Source organism: Pseudomonas sp. 9.1(2019) (assembly GCF_009910445.1).
GTDB classification, from domain to species: Bacteria; Pseudomonadota; Gammaproteobacteria; order Pseudomonadales; family Pseudomonadaceae; genus Aquipseudomonas; species Aquipseudomonas paraversuta.
In genome coordinates, this window is record NZ_VBWF01000006.1 from 375,383 (window position 1) to 391,606 (window position 16,224).

General features: G+C 58.9%; 16 protein-coding genes. 6 read left to right on the forward strand and 10 right to left on the reverse strand.

The annotated features are described in order from the left end of the window. Positions 1-188 precede the first annotated feature (188 nt). The 5 genes from FEZ21_RS11460 to recR all read left to right on the forward strand — a co-directional run bounded on the left by FEZ21_RS11460 (position 189) and on the right by recR (position 5,000). Positions 189-413 (forward strand): hypothetical protein, encoded by a 225-nt coding sequence (locus FEZ21_RS11460; protein WP_160627144.1) that lies wholly within the window; start codon positions 189-191, stop codon positions 411-413. A gap of 509 nt (positions 414-922) precedes the next feature. After that, positions 923-1,216: a hypothetical protein gene (locus tag FEZ21_RS11465; protein WP_160627147.1), complete on the forward strand. Its 294-nt coding sequence runs from the start codon at positions 923-925 to the stop codon at positions 1,214-1,216. 541 nt (positions 1,217-1,757) lie between these two features. Beyond that, a complete protein-coding gene (dnaX, locus tag FEZ21_RS11470) occupies positions 1,758-3,824 on the forward strand; it encodes a DNA polymerase III subunit gamma/tau (RefSeq protein ID WP_160627149.1) in 2,067 nt (688 codons plus the stop codon). A gap of 74 nt (positions 3,825-3,898) precedes the next feature. Then, complete coding sequence (locus FEZ21_RS11475) at positions 3,899-4,237, forward strand: YbaB/EbfC family nucleoid-associated protein (RefSeq protein ID WP_003447184.1); 339 nt, start codon at positions 3,899-3,901, stop codon at positions 4,235-4,237. A gap of 160 nt (positions 4,238-4,397) precedes the next feature. Continuing rightward, positions 4,398-5,000, forward strand: coding sequence for a recombination mediator RecR (gene recR, locus FEZ21_RS11480; protein ID WP_160627150.1), 603 nt, complete (start codon positions 4,398-4,400; stop codon positions 4,998-5,000). A 33-nt stretch (positions 5,001-5,033) separates the two neighbouring features. On the opposite strand, the gene FEZ21_RS11485 is transcribed toward recR, so the two are convergent. Together FEZ21_RS11485 and fnr are read right to left on the reverse strand one after the other, a co-directional pair. Then, entirely contained in the window at positions 5,034-5,579 is a 546-nt protein-coding gene (locus FEZ21_RS11485; protein WP_010656163.1) for an adenine phosphoribosyltransferase, read from the reverse strand. Between the two features lie 55 nt (positions 5,580-5,634). Continuing rightward, the gene (gene fnr / locus FEZ21_RS11490) at positions 5,635-6,369 is read right to left on the reverse strand and encodes a fumarate/nitrate reduction transcriptional regulator Fnr (protein WP_003447190.1); all 735 of its coding nucleotides are present in this window, start codon (positions 6,367-6,369) and stop codon (positions 5,635-5,637) included. Positions 6,370-6,682: 313 nt separating this feature from the next. Here fnr and FEZ21_RS11495 point away from each other — a divergent pair, with 313 nt between their 5' ends. Continuing rightward, positions 6,683-6,997 carry a hypothetical protein gene (locus tag FEZ21_RS11495; protein ID WP_372238781.1) on the forward strand — a complete coding sequence of 105 codons (315 nt, stop codon included), beginning with the start codon at positions 6,683-6,685 and terminating at the stop codon, positions 6,995-6,997. A gap of 29 nt (positions 6,998-7,026) precedes the next feature. On the opposite strand, the gene hemN is transcribed toward FEZ21_RS11495, so the two are convergent. The 8 genes from hemN to FEZ21_RS11535 all read right to left on the reverse strand — a co-directional run bounded on the left by hemN (position 7,027) and on the right by FEZ21_RS11535 (position 16,221). Next, complete coding sequence (gene hemN / locus FEZ21_RS11500) at positions 7,027-8,409, reverse strand: oxygen-independent coproporphyrinogen III oxidase (protein ID WP_003447195.1); 1,383 nt, start codon at positions 8,407-8,409, stop codon at positions 7,027-7,029. 885 nt (positions 8,410-9,294) lie between these two features. Further along, the gene (locus FEZ21_RS11505; RefSeq protein ID WP_003447197.1) at positions 9,295-9,978 is read right to left on the reverse strand and encodes a sulfite exporter TauE/SafE family protein; all 684 of its coding nucleotides are present in this window, start codon (positions 9,976-9,978) and stop codon (positions 9,295-9,297) included. After that, on the reverse strand, positions 9,971-10,201 hold the full coding sequence (gene ccoS / locus FEZ21_RS11510; RefSeq protein WP_003447199.1) for a cbb3-type cytochrome oxidase assembly protein CcoS: 231 nt from the start codon (positions 10,199-10,201) through the stop codon (positions 9,971-9,973). Before ccoS ends, FEZ21_RS11505 begins: the two co-directional genes overlap by 8 nt. Positions 10,202-10,221: 20 nt before the next feature. Further along, complete coding sequence (locus FEZ21_RS11515) at positions 10,222-12,672, reverse strand: heavy metal translocating P-type ATPase (protein ID WP_160627152.1); 2,451 nt, start codon at positions 12,670-12,672, stop codon at positions 10,222-10,224. Between the two features lie 92 nt (positions 12,673-12,764). Then, positions 12,765-13,307, reverse strand: coding sequence for a FixH family protein (locus FEZ21_RS11520; RefSeq protein WP_003447203.1), 543 nt, complete (start codon positions 13,305-13,307; stop codon positions 12,765-12,767). 16 nt (positions 13,308-13,323) lie between these two features. Next, the gene (gene ccoG / locus FEZ21_RS11525; protein WP_010656158.1) at positions 13,324-14,739 is read right to left on the reverse strand and encodes a cytochrome c oxidase accessory protein CcoG; all 1,416 of its coding nucleotides are present in this window, start codon (positions 14,737-14,739) and stop codon (positions 13,324-13,326) included. Positions 14,740-15,055: 316 nt separating this feature from the next. After that, positions 15,056-16,033, reverse strand: a complete 978-nt coding sequence (gene ccoP / locus FEZ21_RS11530; RefSeq protein ID WP_003447207.1) for a cytochrome-c oxidase, cbb3-type subunit III — start codon at positions 16,031-16,033, stop codon at positions 15,056-15,058. Beyond that, positions 16,030-16,221 (reverse strand): CcoQ/FixQ family Cbb3-type cytochrome c oxidase assembly chaperone, encoded by a 192-nt coding sequence (locus tag FEZ21_RS11535; protein WP_003447209.1) that lies wholly within the window; start codon positions 16,219-16,221, stop codon positions 16,030-16,032. The genes ccoP and FEZ21_RS11535 overlap by 4 nt, the downstream gene beginning before the upstream one ends. Positions 16,222-16,224 lie beyond the last annotated feature (3 nt).

Below are 16,224 nucleotides of genomic sequence, written 5' to 3' on the forward strand. Positions count from 1 at the left end.
TGTTCGATAGGGTGGTCAATTGGTTTGTATCGGTACGGTTTGAATCATCTGTGGGCGGCTTGTGGTCGTACTCGCTGGCCTATGTCCAAATAGGTGCGGTTGAATTGGCTAGTGCTGAGCTTTTTGTGTTGCGCTGACCTGTTCTACTAACAAGGTAATAGCCTTGTGCCTTTATTTGGAGGTGGCTAATGAAAGGATTGGGTATAGCGGTGCTTGTCGTGGGTGTGTTTGTCGTGTTTTGCGCAATGATGGTGGATGTGTCGGTCGCTACTGGTATGGGGCGGGTTAACAATATTGGCCACATGTCTGAGCGTCAAAACTACACCATCATTGGGGCGGTACTCTCAATCGCGGGCTTGTTCATGCTTGTTCTGGAACGTCGCCAATCCGTACCGGACCTTGATGTCTCATAGCCGGGCCTGTTCGATTTGTGCTGAGACTATCAAGAGCGCTGCCATCAAATTAGGTTTTGAGAAGCAGATGTGATTGCATCAGATCAAGGTGCAGATGAGCAGGGAGGCAATGCGCTATTGCTTGCCTTGACTTGTGGCCAATTGCCGCTATCTATTGATATGGGAGATGGAGTTTGCAGGCCGCTGTCTTAATGCGATCAGTCCTTATCTCAATTGAGAGCCCACAATACCAATATGATAAGGATGGCGAATGTTTACTGAGATCAAGCCTGGACCCAAGCCAGCGAGAGAAGATGGTAAAGACGACAGAAGGCGTCACGTAAACCCGGAAACCAAACCGAAGCATCCTACGCTCCCGATACACAAACCTTCCAAATAGTAATCTGAGATTTTCAGTGCGCGGTGAAGAGTTCCTAGTTTCATGCAGTAACCAGAAATCGGTATTCTTCACCGCTTGAGCGGTGGCAAAAATTACTGGCGCATCGGCATCAATGACGTAGGGATAGCGTATGGATACCATGAGAGTTGTAGTCTTCAGCCTTGGTCTTGTTCTGTCTGTCAGTGCAATAGCTGCTCCAAATACACTCAAGAAAGGATCGCTTGTCTGCCCCTCGGAAGAAGCATACGACACGCAGCTGCAGTACATCGTCCAAGGAGTGAACAAGCTCGTTGGAGGTTGTGGGTTTACCAATAAGACCTATCAGGTAGTCATCCTTGACTTAAACCTATTCAGTGCTTCTCAAGTTCAGGTGATTGAAAACGACATCACTGTGTGGACTGCCCACGAATCCTTGTCGAATTGACCCTCTAAGCCGCAGTGAGTGGGTGGAAAGTCGATTCTATAGTTTTCAGTTTATAGGTTTTAGAAGCGAGTTGGATTGGTCCCGTAGTGACCGCAGGTAGAGACTGTGCGGGGGGGGGCAAGCAAGTGGCTGTGGATTTGTTGGGCTAAGGAAGACGCAAGAAAAATTGCTGGTTGTCGGGACCTGAGGTTCATGCGCAGACATAAAGTGTTACACCTCGGGAAAAGGTGCTTCGGAAGTCTGAGATTCAGGTAGTAGAAGGCTCTGCGACGTATCAGGTAGGCCATGTGTGACAATACTGGCTACACCCAAGATTTATGAATGCCCGTGCGAAGTGTTTACACGGGTGATTAGAAACAACCTCAGCAGCCTCTTTTGTTCAAGCCCGTCCCGGCGTTTATTCCGCGGTCGATGTCTTTTTGTGCGCGGCATAAAACATGCGGCTGTACGGCATGAGCAGTTTAAAGTGCGCATCGGATGCAATTTTGCCCCTGCTCCGCTAGCATTAGCCCCTTCCGCTTTTCTGACGCGACGGTTATCAATGAGTTATCAGGTTCTTGCACGTAAATGGCGTCCGCGCTCGTTCCGCGAAATGGTCGGCCAGACCCATGTGCTCAAGGCTCTGATCAATGCCCTGGACAGTCAGCGCCTGCATCACGCCTACCTGTTTACCGGTACCCGTGGTGTCGGCAAGACCACCATTGCGCGGATCATCGCCAAATGCCTGAACTGTGAGACAGGTATCACCTCGACCCCGTGCGGAACATGTTCGGTGTGCCGCGAAATCGACGAAGGGCGCTTTGTCGATCTGATCGAAATCGATGCCGCGAGCCGGACCAAGGTCGAGGACACCCGCGAGTTGCTCGATAACGTGCAGTACGCGCCAAGCCGCGGGCGCTTCAAGGTCTACCTGATCGACGAAGTGCACATGCTCTCCAGCCACTCCTTCAATGCGTTGCTCAAAACCCTTGAAGAGCCGCCGCCCTACGTCAAATTCATCCTGGCGACCACCGATCCGCAGAAACTGCCGGCGACAATCCTTTCCCGTTGCCTGCAGTTCTCCCTGAAAAACATGACCCCCGAGCGGGTAGTCGAGCACTTGAGCCATGTGCTGAGTGTCGAAAACGTACCCTTTGAAGATGACGCGCTGTGGTTGCTGGGCCGGGCTGCGGACGGCTCGATGCGTGACGCGATGAGCCTGACCGACCAGGCCATTGCCTTCGGTGAAGGCAAGGTGCTGGCGGCTGATGTGCGCACCATGCTGGGTACTCTCGACCACGGCCAGGTGTTTGACCTGCTGCACGCCTTGATCGAAGGCGATGCCCGGGGACTGCTGGAGGCTGTGCGCCATCTGGCCGAGCAGGGCCCGGACTGGAACGGCGTGCTGTCCGAAATCCTCAACGTCTTCCATCGCGTTGCCATTGCCCAGGCGTTGCCCGAAGGGGTCGACAACGGCCACGGCGACCGTGATCGCGTACTGGCCCTGGCCAAGGTATTGCCTGCCGAAGACGTACAGTTTTATTACCAGATGGGCCTGATCGGCCGGCGTGATTTGCCGCTGGCACCAGACCCCCGTGGCGGTTTTGAAATGGTCCTGCTACGGATGCTGGCCTTCCGTCCGGCAGACGCGACAGACTCGCCGAGTCAGCCGCTAAAGCCAGTGGGGATCAGCCAGGCCACAGTTGATTCCGCCCAAACCGTGGCTGGCCCGACCGCTGTTGCGCCAGTAGTTGCTGCACCTGCACCTGCACCTGCCGCTGTGGCGGTGGTTGAAGTGCCCAGGCCTGAGCCTGAGCCGGCACCTGCACCTGTGGCGGCCCCCAGGGCGCCAGCAGTGCCGGTAGTGGACTTGCCGTGGAACGAGCCTGCTGTTGCCGTGATCGAAGAGCCGCTGGCGCCCCAAGCGATGCTCGATACGCTCGGCGAACAACCCGAGTTGCCACCGATGCCGTTGCCTACGCCTGACAGCGTGGTGCCGGACGCGCCGCAGTGGGAAGACGCGCCTGTACCTGAGCCAACGCCGGAGCAAGTGGACTCGGCGCTGTCGGGCCTGGATCGCGATGACGAGCCGCCACTGGACGAAGATTACATTGAGCCGGACATGGACTCGGCGGCCTATAGCTACCTTGACGAACTGGCCAGCGAGCATGGGGGCGAGCCTGCACCTGAGCCCGAGCCATTGCCTGCTGCCGAGCCTGCGACCGGGCTGGCCCTTGAATGGCTGAATATGTTCCCCAAATTACCGGTATCGGGCATGACGGCGAGCATTGGCGCCAACTGCACATTGATCTCGGTTGATGGTGATGACTGGTTGCTGCATCTGGACCCGGCCCACAGCGCGTTGTTTAACGCGACTCAGCAGCGCCGGCTCAATGATGCGTTGAACCAGTATCATCAGCGCACACTCAAAGTGACTATCGAGCTGATCAAGCCGGAGCAGGAAACCCCGGCCCAGGCCGCCTCGCGCTTTCGTGCAGAGCGCCAGCGCCTGGCAGAAGAATCCATCTATGCCGATCCGCTGGTGCAGCAAATGATTGAACAATTCGGTGCGGCAGTCCGTGACGATACGATTCAACCTGTTGACGTTGTTGAGGCTCAGGCTTCATAACGCCAGGAAAAACTTACAGCCCGAGGTTTCTTGGCCGCGGGTGCATTGTCCAAATAACGTTTGAGGTGATTCCCATGATGAAAGGTGGCATGGCCGGCCTGATGAAGCAGGCGCAGCAGATGCAGGAAAAAATGGCCAAAATGCAGGAAGAACTGGCCAATGCTGAAGTCACTGGTAAAGCCGGTGGCGACATGGTGACTGTGGTCATGACCGGTCGTCATGACATCAAGCGTGTGAGCATTGATCCGGCTCTGCTTGAAGGCGTCAGCGATGATGACCGTGAAGTGCTGGAAGACCTGTTCGCGGCTGCAGTCAACGATGCCGTGCGCAAGGTCGAAGCCAATAGCCAGGACAAAATGTCCGGCGTGACCTCCGGCATGCAACTGCCGCCAGGCATGAAGCTGCCGTTCTAAGGCGCTGCACAAAATGCCAGGCCCCGGGCCTGGCATTTTTTTGCCTGGCTGTTTTTGATTAATGGTGCAGGCTGCCCGGGTGCACGGGATTGCTGGCATTTGACGCTGGCCCGGACCGCGGGTATAAACCGCCTCTCGTTGTTTTGTCGGACCTTTCCCTATGAGCTTTAGTCCCCTGATTCGCCAACTGATCGATGCCTTGCGCACCTTGCCGGGCGTAGGTCAAAAGACTGCACAGCGCATGGCTCTGCAATTGCTTGAGCGTGATCGCAGCGGTGGTTCGCGTCTGGCGCTGGCCTTGAGTCAGGCTATGGAGGGCGTGAGTCATTGCCGTCTGTGCCGGACCCTGACCGAGGATGACTTGTGTCCGCAGTGCGCCGATGTGCGCCGAGACGACACCCTGCTTTGTGTGGTTGAGGGGCCGATGGATGTCTATGCCGTCGAGCAGACCGGCTATCGCGGTCGTTACTTTGTGCTCAAAGGGCATTTGTCGCCGCTGGACGGCCTGGGGCCGGAGGCGATAGGTATCCCGCAACTGATGACGCGCATCGCGGAACAGGGCACCTTCACCGAGGTGATCCTCGCCACCAACCCGACGGTCGAAGGCGAGGCTACTGCACATTACATAGCGCAATTGCTCGGCAACAAAGGCCTTATTGCTTCGCGCATCGCCCACGGTGTACCGCTGGGTGGGGAGCTGGAACTGGTTGACGGCGGAACCCTGGCCCACTCGTTCTCCGGGCGCAGACCGATCGTTCTGTAAGCATCAGCTTGCCGGCGAGCAGACGACACGGCCTTACTCTGTCAGGGAAAATTCAGTCAGGCAAAACGTCGGGACGCCCATTTCCTGCAGGCGTTTCGACCCGCCCAGTTGTGGCAGATCAATAATCGCAGCGGCTTCAAACACCTGTGCCCCCATGCGCCGCACCAGATTGGCAGCGGCAATCAGGGTCCCGCCCGTAGCGATCAGGTCATCGACGATCAACAGCGAGTCGCCTTCACACAGGCTGTCGGCGTGAACCTCGAGAAACGCTTCGCCATATTCGGTCTGATAGCCTTCGGCTAAAACGTCAGCGGGCAATTTGCCCTGCTTGCGAAACAGGATCAGCGGCTTGTTGAGTTGATGCGCCAGTACCGAGCCAATCAAAAAGCCGCGGGCATCCATGGCGCCGATGTGGCTGAAATCGGCCTCGACGTAGCGTTCGATAAAGGTATCGGCAATCACGCGCATGGCGCGGGGGGATTGATACAGCGGCGTGATATCGCGAAAAATCACCCCTGCTTTGGGGAAGTCAATTACTGGGCGAATCAAGGATTTGAGGCAAAAGTCGTCGCGGATCATATCGGGCTGTCCTGGCGTGCGTTAGCTCGCCAGTATAGCCCGATGAATGACGGATTCAGACTTCCAGCGAGCCACCGGCCAGGGCGCACAGCTTGATGGGGTCAAGAATGTGGACTTCCTTGCCATCAGCGGTGATCAGCTGGTTTTCTTGCAGGCGGGTAAATACCCGGGAAACCGTTTCAACTGCCAGGCCCAGGTAATTGCCGATTTCATTGCGCGACATGCTCAGACGGAACTGGTTGGCCGAAAAGCCACGGGCGCGGAAACGGGCAGACAGGTTGACCAGAAAGGTCGCGATACGTTCGTCAGCGGTCTTTTTCGACAGCAGCAACATCATCTGCTGATCGTCACGAATTTCCCGGCTCATGATGCGCATCAGCTGGCGACGCAGTTGCGGCAGCTGTACCGAAAGCTCGTCCAGACGCTCGAAGGGAATTTCGCAAACCGGCGTGGTTTCCAGTGCCTGGGCAGATACTGGATAGGATTCGGTGTCCATGCCTGACAAACCGACCAGCTCGCTGGGCAAGTGGAAACCGGTGAGTTGCTCTTCGCCGCTGTCACTCAAGCTGAATGTCTTGAGGGCGCCGGAGCGTACTGCGTAGACCGAGACGAACGGGTCGCCCTGACGAAACAGAAATTCGCCTTTTTTCAATGGGCGACCGCGTTTGACGATTTCCTCTAACGCATCCATGTCTTCCAGGTTTAACGAAAGTGGCAAACATAAAGGCGCGAGACTGCAATCCTTGCAGTGAGCCTGGCTATGAGCGCGCACTTTTACTGGCTCGGACATTTCTTAAATCCTTATAGGAAAACACACATAAGATGCAAGGTTACCCCAGGGAGGGGGCTGAGGCCAGTGCGCCAATTCAGTGCACTTCACTCAAGTAACCTGCAGCCGTGCCGATAGCCCGGTAACGGCTTAAGCACAGGGAGCAGGTCAGATGTCATCGATGGGTGGAGTTGGCCTTAGTCAGAGTGGCATGTTGACCATAAACACGCCTGCGATAAACAGACAGAATGTCGCAGTGGCTGACGAGGACACGGGCCTTGGCCAAGCGGCAGCTCCCGCTGAGGGCGTCAAAGTGGTGATTTCAGGTGCGGCCATGAAGTTGGCAAAAGCGCAGAAAGATCAGAACGACGACATTGAAGGCAGCGGTTTGCCGGATCAGGTTCAGAAAATTCTGAAGATGATTCGCGAGATCAAAAAGCAGATAGCTGAAAAGCAGGCTCAACTGCAGCAAGTCATGGCCAACAGCAATTTGAATCCTGAGCAGGCCAGGGCTCAGGCCGCCGGCTTGCAGGCGGCAATTGCCGGTTTGAGTGCTGCATTGCTCAATGCCAATGCCAGCCTGGTCAAAGCCATGAAAGACTTGAGCGGTGAGGACGCGCTCAAGGCTTCTTCACTGATGGCCAGCTAGCGGGCGTTATCACCGGTTGCGAGCGCTCCCTATATCACCCGGGAAAATCGCTGCCGACTGGCCTGTTCCAGGTAGCCATCAAACACCATGCACACCGAGCGCACCAACAGCCGCCCGGCGGGCAGTACGGTCAATTGCTCATGGTCCAGGGTGATCAGGCCATCGGCGGCCATTCTCTGCAGGGCAGGCCACTGCTGGGCAAAGTAGCCTCGAAAATCAATATTGAATACTTGCTCTATGTGGGCGAACGGCAAGTTCAAATTGCAGATGATTTGTTGAATCACCTCGCGCCGGATCCGGTCATCCTGATTGCACAGCAGGCCACGGGCAGTGGCGAGCTGGCCGCTGGCCAGGGTGCGCTGATACTGGGTGATGTCGCTGTCATTCTGGCAGTACAGCTCGCCGATCTGACTGATGGCTGATACGCCGAGGCCGATCAGGTCGCAATGACCGTGGGTGGTGTAACCCTGGAAGTTGCGTTGCAGGGTGGCTTCTTCCTGGGCGATGGCCAGTTCGTCGTCCGGCAGAGCGAAGTGATCCATGCCGATATAGCGATAGCCGGCAGCTGTCAGCTGGGCGATGGTGCGCTCAAGCATTTCCAGTTTGGCGGCAGGCGAGGGCAGATCGCTGGTATTGATCCGCCGTTGCGGCATGAAGCGCTCTGGCAAGTGCGCGTAATTGAACACCGACAAACGATCCGGCTGCAGGCTGATCACTTCGTTGATGGTTTGTGCGAAGGCTTCGGGGGTTTGCTTGGGCAGGCCGTAGATCAGGTCGATATTGATCGAGCGAAACTGCAGGGTGCGCGCAGCATCGATCACGGCACGGGTTTCTTCCAGGCTTTGCAGGCGATTGACCGCTCGCTGTACCTGGGGGTCGAGATCTTGCAGGCCAATGCTGACGCGATTGAACCCCAGCTCGCGCAGCAGGCCCATGGTCGACCAGTCGGCTTCCCGGGGGTCGATTTCGATGCCGTAATCGCCGGAGTCGTCGTCCAGCAAGGTGAAGTTTTCGCGCAGGCTGGCCATCAATTGGCGCAATTCGGCGTGGCTGAGAAAGGTCGGCGTTCCTCCGCCAAAGTGCAGTTGCTCGACGGTTTGTCTGGGGTCGAGGTGGCAGGCGACCTGGCGGATTTCCTGCTCCAGTCGCTGCAAATAAGGCTGCGCCCGGCCACGGTCTTTAGTGATCACTTTATTGCAGGCGCAGTAGTAGCAAATATTGGCGCAGAACGGCACGTGTACATACAGCGACAACGGCCGCGACGCCTTGCGGCTTTCGCGCAGGGCGTGCAGCAGATCGAAAGTACTGACCTGATCAGTGAACTGCATGGCTGTCGGATATGAGGTATAGCGCGGGCCGGCCAGGTCATAGCGGCGAATCAAATCTGAGTCCCAACGAATGGCGTCGAGCATGCGGGCATTCCCCTGGGATGGTTGGCAATGCGCTGGAGTCTAGGGGCTCGGGATTTGGATGGCCTTGATTTGTATCAATGGCGGCGTGTACTGCATCGCCGGCAAGCCAGCTCCCACAGAGTGTCTCTCGGGGTTGCACAGCTGCTGTGGGAGGTCAGGTCATCCAGCACCCACAGAGTGTCCTTGGGGGTTGCACAGCTATTGTGGGAGCCAGCTTGCTGGCGATGGTGTCGGTGAGGTCATGCAGTTGGGCTGCGTCGCCTGCATCGCTGGCAAGCCAGCTCCCACAGAGTGTCCCTCCCGGTTGCATAGCTATTGTGGGAGCCAGCTTGCTGGCGATGGTGTCGGTGAGGTCATGCAGTTGGGCTGCGTCGCCTGCATCGCTGGCAAGCCAGCTCCCACAGTGTGTTCCTTGGGGTTGCACAGTCAGGTCATCCAGCTCCCACAGAGTGTCCCTCCCGGTTGCATAGCTATTGTGGGAGCCAGCTTGCTGGCGATGGTATCGGTGAGGTCATGCAGTTGGGCTGTGTTGCCTGTATCGCTGGCAAGCCAGCTCCCACAGTGTGTTCCTTGGGGTTGCACAATCAGGTCATCCAGCTCCCACAGAGTGTCCCTCCCGGTTGCATAGCTATTGTGGGAGCCAGCTTGCTGGCGATGGTATCGGTGAGGTCATGCAGTTGGGCTGTGTTGCCTGTATCGCTGGCAAGCCAGCTCCCACAGTGTGTTCCTTGGGGTTGCACAATCAGGTCATCCAGCTCCCACAGAGTGTCCCTCCCGGTTGCATAGCTATTGTGGGAGCCAGCTTGCTGGCGATGGTATCGGTGAGGTCATCCAGTTGGGCTGCGTTGCCTGTATCGCCGGCAAGCGCCCGCACAAGTGACTGGGCTAGTGCCCCATCAACCAGTGCTGATGGGGGCCGGGCAGGGTCCAGATGCCGAACAGGATCACCAGCAAGCCCCCGGCCATGCGTACGCTGCGCTTGCGCAGCAGTGCCGTGACACGCTCGGCAGCCAGGCCGGTCGCCAGCAGCACGGGCCAGGTACCAAGCCCGAATGCCAGCATCAGCAGTGCACTGTCGATCGCGCTGCCCTGGCTGGCCGACCAGATCAGCGTGCTGTAGACCAGGCCACATGGCAGCCAGCCCCACAGCGCGCCCAGCAGCAATGCCCGGGGCAGGCTCGATACGGGCAGCAAGCGGTTGGCAACGGGCTGGATATGCCGCCACAGGCCGCGTCCCAGGCTTTCGATGCGGGTCAGGCCGCTCCACCAGCCGGCCAGGTATAAGCCCATGCAGATCAGCAGCAACCCGGCGAGGATGCGCATGTACATCGCCGCCGGACTGTTGGCCACCGCCCATCCGGCGAGCCCCAGCAGCAAACCTGCGGCGGCGTAACTGAGGATCCGCCCCAGGTTATAGGCCAGTAGCAGCCTGAAGCGGCGGCTGCGTTGCTCTTTGGGGATGGCCAGGGTCAATGCCCCCATCAGGCCGCCGCACATGCCCAGGCAATGGCCGCCCCCGAGCAGGCCCAGAATCACGGCCGAAACCAGTAGTGGCGCCAGCTCAAACATGGGGTGGGGCCTTGCTGTCGGTGTCCTGCTCCGACTCCGGGTGATGCAGCCTGGCTTCTTCGACGGCCGCTGTATGTTTCGGGTCCTGGTCGTCAAACAGGATGCTGTGGGCCGGGCTGTCGAGGTCATCGTACTGGCCGCTGTCCACTGCCCAGAAGAAGATGTAGATGGCGATTGCGACAATCAGCAAGGCCGCGGGAATCATGATGTAAAGCGCTGGCATAAATACTCCAGGCGTCCGGTTCAGATCGGCAGCGGACGGGGTTGTGACGCAGGCCGGGCATGGGCCTGTCTGGGCATGCGGGTCAGGCGCAAGGCATTGAGTACCACGGTCAACGAGCTGATCGACATGCCGATGGCAGCCCAGATCGGCGTGATCCAGCCCAGTGCCGCAAAAGGCAGCATAAGGCCATTGTACAGGCCGGCCCAGAGCAGGTTTTCGATGATTACCCGCCGTGTGCGGCGGGCCAGGCTGAAGGCTTGCACCAGGGCATCCAGGCGATTGGAGAGCAATACTGCATCGGCACTGGTTTTGGCCAGGTCAGTGGCCGAGCCCATGGCCACGCTGATATCGGCTGCGGCCAGCACCGGCACATCGTTGACCCCGTCACCGAGCATCAACACCTTGCGGCCCTCGGCGTGCAGTTGCTGCAAGACCTGCAGTTTATCATCCGGGCGCAAGCCGCCCCGGGCCTCATCGATACCCAGCTCGGCGGCCACACTGGCCACCATCGGCGAGCTGTCCCCCGAGAGCAGCAGCGTGCGCCAGCCCCGCGCCTTGCAGGCCGCCAGTAGCGCGGGAGCGTCGTCGCGCAGATGGTCGTCGAGCACCAGCCAGGCCAGCGCGCCGGCGGTATCACCCAGCAACAGCCATTGCCCGGGCTCATCCGGCATCGGCGGCACCGGGCAGAGGCTCAGTTCGCAGACAAAGTCCGGCTGGCCGATGCGTAACTGGCGGTCACCCACCAGGCCTTCAAGGCCCCGGCCTGGTGTGCTGTGTACCTGTTCGGCGGCTTGTGCAGCGCGGCCGAACGCGCGGGCGATCGGGTGTTCCGAGCGGTTCTCGAGGGCCGCCGCCAGGGCCAGACACTGATCGCTGTCCAGTTCGCCCAGGGGGCGAATCGCGCGCAAGGTCAGCCGGCCTTCGGTCAGGGTCCCGGTCTTGTCGAAGATCACCGTGTCGATCTGGTTCAGCCCTTCGAGCACATGGCCGCGGGTCAGCAACAGGCCCAGCTTGTGCAGAGTGCCGGTGGCCGCGGTGAGTGCGGTGGGGGTCGCCAGTGACAGGGCGCAAGGGCAGGTGGCTACCAGCATCGCCAGCACGATCCAGAACGCCCGTGACGGATCGAGTTGCCACCACAGCAGACCAATTGCCACGGCAGCGAGCAACGAAAACAGCAGGAACCACTGCGCCGCTTTGTCAGCAATCTCGGCCAGGCGCGGTTTTTCGCTCTGGGCCCGGTCCAGCAGGCGCACGATGGCGGACAGGCGCGTGTCCTGGCCCAGGGCCAGAACCTCGACGGTCAGCGCGCCTTCGACATTCAGGGTGCCGGCGGTGACCGCATCACCAGCCCGGCGTGCCTGTGGCAGGTATTCGCCGGTCAGCAGAGACTCGTCGATGCTGGACTGGCCTTGCAGGATCTTGCCGTCGGCCGGAAGAATCGCGCCGGGGTGCACCAGCACCTTGTCACCGACTTTGAGTTCGCTCAGCAGAATGCGCTCGCTCTGGCCGTCATCACTCAATCGCAAGCAGGACGCCGGCAGCAGGTTGACCAGTTGTGCGGTGGCGGCGGCAGTGCGTTCCCGGGCGCGGCGTTCCAGGTAGCGCCCGGCCAGCAAAAACAGGGCGAACATGCCCACCGCATCGAAATACAGCTCGCCGACTCCGGTAATGGCAGTCCAGATGCCGGCGATATAGGCGCCGCCGATGGCCAGCGAAACCGACACATCCATAGTCAGATGGCGGGTGCGCAGATCACGCATGGCGCCTTTGAAAAAAGGCGTGCAGCTGTAAAACACGATGGGTGTTGTCAGAAACAGTGCAACCCAGCGCAGGATGGTGTGCATCTCGGGGCTGAGATCAATGTTGAATTCCGGCCAGGTGGCCATGGTCGCCATCATCGCCTGGAACCACAGCAGTCCGGCGACACCCAGCTGGCGCAAAGCCAAGCGATTTTCACTGGCCAGTTGTTCCGTTGCCCTGTCTGCCTGATACGGGTGCGCGGCATAACCGATGTGCCGCAGTTCGCTGAGTATTTCACTCAGCGGCAACTGGCTGTCAGCCCAGCGCACATGCAAACGGTGGTTGGACAGATTGAGGCGGGCTTCGCTCACGGCAGGCAGACGCCGCAGATGTTTTTCAATCAGCCAGCCACAGGCGGCGCAACTGATGCCTTCGATCAGCAGGGTGGTTTCGGCCTGTTCGCCTTCATGCCGGACAAAGGGTTTTTGCACATCGGCGCGGTCATACAGAGCCAGCTCTTCCACCAGTTGCACGGGTAATGCCTGGGGATTGGCAGAGGCTTCGCTGCGATGCTGGTAATAGCTTTCCAGGCCGCCGGCCACGATCGCCTCGGCCACCGCCTGGCAACCAGGGCAGCAGAACTCGCGGGTCTGGCCCAGAACAACGGCAGTAAAGCGGCTGCCGGGCGGGACGGGCAGGGCACAGTGATAGCAGGGAACGGGAGAGGTCATGGCGGTCTTTCGCGAGAGGGTGTCGCCGGAACTGCGACATTGCGCTCCGGCCCGCTCCTGCAGGTGCGGGAACGGGCTGGCGCGCAATGGGGTTAATTGGTCTTGTGCACTTCAGCGCCCTGAAGCGGCTCGTCGCCCAGCAGCAGGTCTTTGTCATGGCCCACCAGCTCTTCTTCAAACAGGCGCCAGGTTTTGCCGTCTTCAACGCCCAGCAGCTCAACAAAGCGCCGGCCTTCGATTTTGTCATCCAGCTGGCCGATGTAACGGCCCGGCTCTGATTCGCTCTGGCTGAGGCTGATCTTGCGATCTTTCTCGGGTTGGGTCGGCGAGATCAGATTCAGTTCCAGTACCTTCGGTTTGCTGTTGCCATCAAGCAGCAGCACCACTTCGCCGGTCATTTCATCCAGCCGCAGCTTGGCCTTGAGCTGCAGGGTCTGGCCCAGCAGTTCGCGGTCAAGTGCGCGGTTAATGCCTTTGCCGGCCTCGTAGTAGTTGTCGTTGACCAGGTTGTCCGGGTTGTTCACGGCAATGGTCACCATGGACAGGGTCAACGTCACCGAGCAGGCGAGAATGGCAATGATGATCCACGGCCAAAGATGCTTGTACCAAGGGCTGGAGGCGTTTGCTGCGGGCATGGCAGGTTCTCTTCTCTTATCTGATTTGTGGGCCGATGAAGCGGCTCTTGGCTTTGACGCTGATGTCGTTGTGATCGGCATCCTTGAGGATGAAGAACACTTCGTTGGTGCTGGACGGCAGCTGCTCCGGGGCAATCGAGAGCTCGACCGGCAGGCTGACGATATCGCCCGCGGCGACCCTGATTTCGCGTTTGCCTTGCAGTTTCAGGTCCGGCAGGCCTGTGGCCTCCAGTACATAGGTGTGGTCTTGCTGATCCTTGTTCATGATCTTCAGGCTGTAGACGTTTTCGATCCGTCCTTCAGCGTTTTCGCGGTAGAGCACGCGGTCTTTGCTGACGTCGAACCCCACCAGGGTACGGGTATAGAACGCAGCTGCCAGCAGACCCATCATGGTCAGCAACACCAGTGCATAGCCAAGCAGGCGCGGACGCAACTTGTGGGTTTTCTGGCCCGACAGGTTGTGCTCGGTGGTGTAGCTGATCAGGCCGCGAGGATAGTTCATTTTGTCCATGATGCTGTCGCAGGCATCGATACAGGCGGCGCAGCCGATGCATTCAATCTGCAGGCCGTCACGAATGTCGATCCCGGTCGGGCACACCTGCACGCACATGGTGCAGTCGATGCAGTCACCCAGGCCTTGGGCCTTGTAATCAGTGTCTTTTTTGCGCGGGCCGCGGACTTCGCCGCGCCGCGGGTCGTACGAAACGATCAGCGTGTCCTTGTCGAACATCACGCTCTGGAAGCGCGCATACGGGCACATGTAAATGCACACCTGCTCGCGCAGCCAGCCGGCGTTGCCGTAGGTGGCGAGGGTGAAAAAGCCGACCCAGAAGTACGCCCAGCCATCAGCCTGGCCGGTAAAGAAATCGAATACCAGTTCGCGTATCGGCGAGAAGTAACCGACAAAGGTCATGCCGGTGACAAAACCGATCAGCAGCCACAGGCTGTGCTTGCTGAATTTGCGCAGGAACTTGTTGGCGCTCATTGGCGCCTTGTCGAGCTTGATGCGCTGGTTGCGGTCACCTTCAGTGACCTTCTCGCACCACATGAAAACCCAGGTCCAGACGCTTTGCGGGCAGGTGTAACCACACCACACGCGACCTGCATACACGGTAATAAAGAACAGGCCAAAGGCCGCGACGATCAGCAGCCCGGAGAGCAGGATGAAATCCTGTGGCCAGAAGGTGGCGCCAAAAATAAAGAATTTACGCTCGGGAAGGTTCCACCAGACGGCCTGGTGCCCACCCCAGTTGAGCCATACCGTACCGAAATACAGCAGGAACAGCACGGCGCCACCGGCGATGCGCAGGTTGCGGAAAATACCGGTAAAGGCCCGGGTGTAGATCTTTTCCCGGGAGGCATACAAATCGACGCTGTCACCAGGTTTTTTGGCAGGCGGCGTGACGTTGTGTACAGGAATCTGATTGCTCATTAGTGCGTCCCACGGCAGTGGAAAATGCCTCGGTCAGTACATGCCGACCGCGGTCAGAAGGTGTTGCAGTGGCGTAATGATACGCCTGTGACTCTAGCTCAAGGGTGCGACCTTTGGTCGCGTTCCGGAAAGCACCAACTTGGTATAGGAGATGTAACAAGTCGTGACATGGATCAATTGACTTGGGGTCGCGGTTCAAGTGCAGGGCAATTGCGCACCGGGCAATGGTGGCGTCCAGCGAAAGCACGGCGGTAATAAAACGGCCCCGCCAACGTGGGTTGGCGGGGCCGTTTTCTGCAGCAGTTACAACCCTGGTTTACTCGGCTGCCTTGGCGTCATCGCCATGGGACAGACTGTAAACGTAGGCCGCCAGCAGGTGAACCTTGTCGTTCCCTTGCAGGTCGGCCTGTGCAGGCATCTGGCCCTGACGGCCGTAACGGATGGTCTGTTGCAATTGAGCGAAGCTCGAACCGTAGATGAATGCACCCGGGTGGGTCAGGTTCGGTGCGCCCATCAACGGGTTGCCCTTGCCTTCCGGACCGTGGCAAACCGCACAGTTGGTCGCGAACAGTTCCTTGCCCTTGGCAGGGTCGGCTTTCGCGCCTTCCGGCAGCTTGCGGCCGTCCAGGCCGGTCAGGACATAGGCGGCCACGTCGCTGACGCCTTGCTCGCCGATCACTTCGGACCAGCCCGGCATGATGGCGTGGCGACCGCCCATGATGGTGGCCTTGATGTCTGCCGGTGTACCGCCCCAGCGCCAGTCGGCGTCGGTCAGGTTAGGGAAGCCATAGGCGCCTTTGGCGTCGGAACCGTGGCACACCGAGCAGTTGGAGGCAAACAGGCGGCCACCCATCTTCAGTGCTTGCGGGTCTTTGGCCACTTCCTCAATGGGCATGGCGGCGAATTTGGCGAAGATCGGACCAAACTTGGCGTCCGATTTAGCCATTTCCTTTTCCCACTCGTGAACACCGGTCCAGCCTGTCTGGCCATTGGCAAACGCGGTCTTCTCTTTGGTGTCCAGGTACTCGTAGCCCGGCAGCAGGCCTTTCCAGTTACCCAGGCCCGGGTACAGCACCAGGTAGCCGAGGGCGAAGATGATGGTGCCGATGAACAGCATGAACCACCATTTCGGCATCGGGTTGTCGTACTCTTCAATCCCGTCGTAAGAGTGCCCAACTGTCTCGTCAGTCTGCTCGCTGCGTTGGCCCTTGCGGGTGGCCAGCAACAACCAGGTCAAGGCGAAGATGGTACCCAGACTGAGGACTGTGACGTACAGACTCCAGAACGTAGTCATTCTTTGTTACTCCTAGAAGCTTGCTCTTGCTCTACGTGCTTGATGGCTTCGGGATCATCCTTGAACGGCAATAAGGTTGCGTCATCAAACTCCGACTTGCGTCGCGGACTGAAAACCCACAATGCCAAACCGATAAAAGCCACCATCACGACGACAGTGCCCAGGCCACGAATCATCCCGATATCCATCTA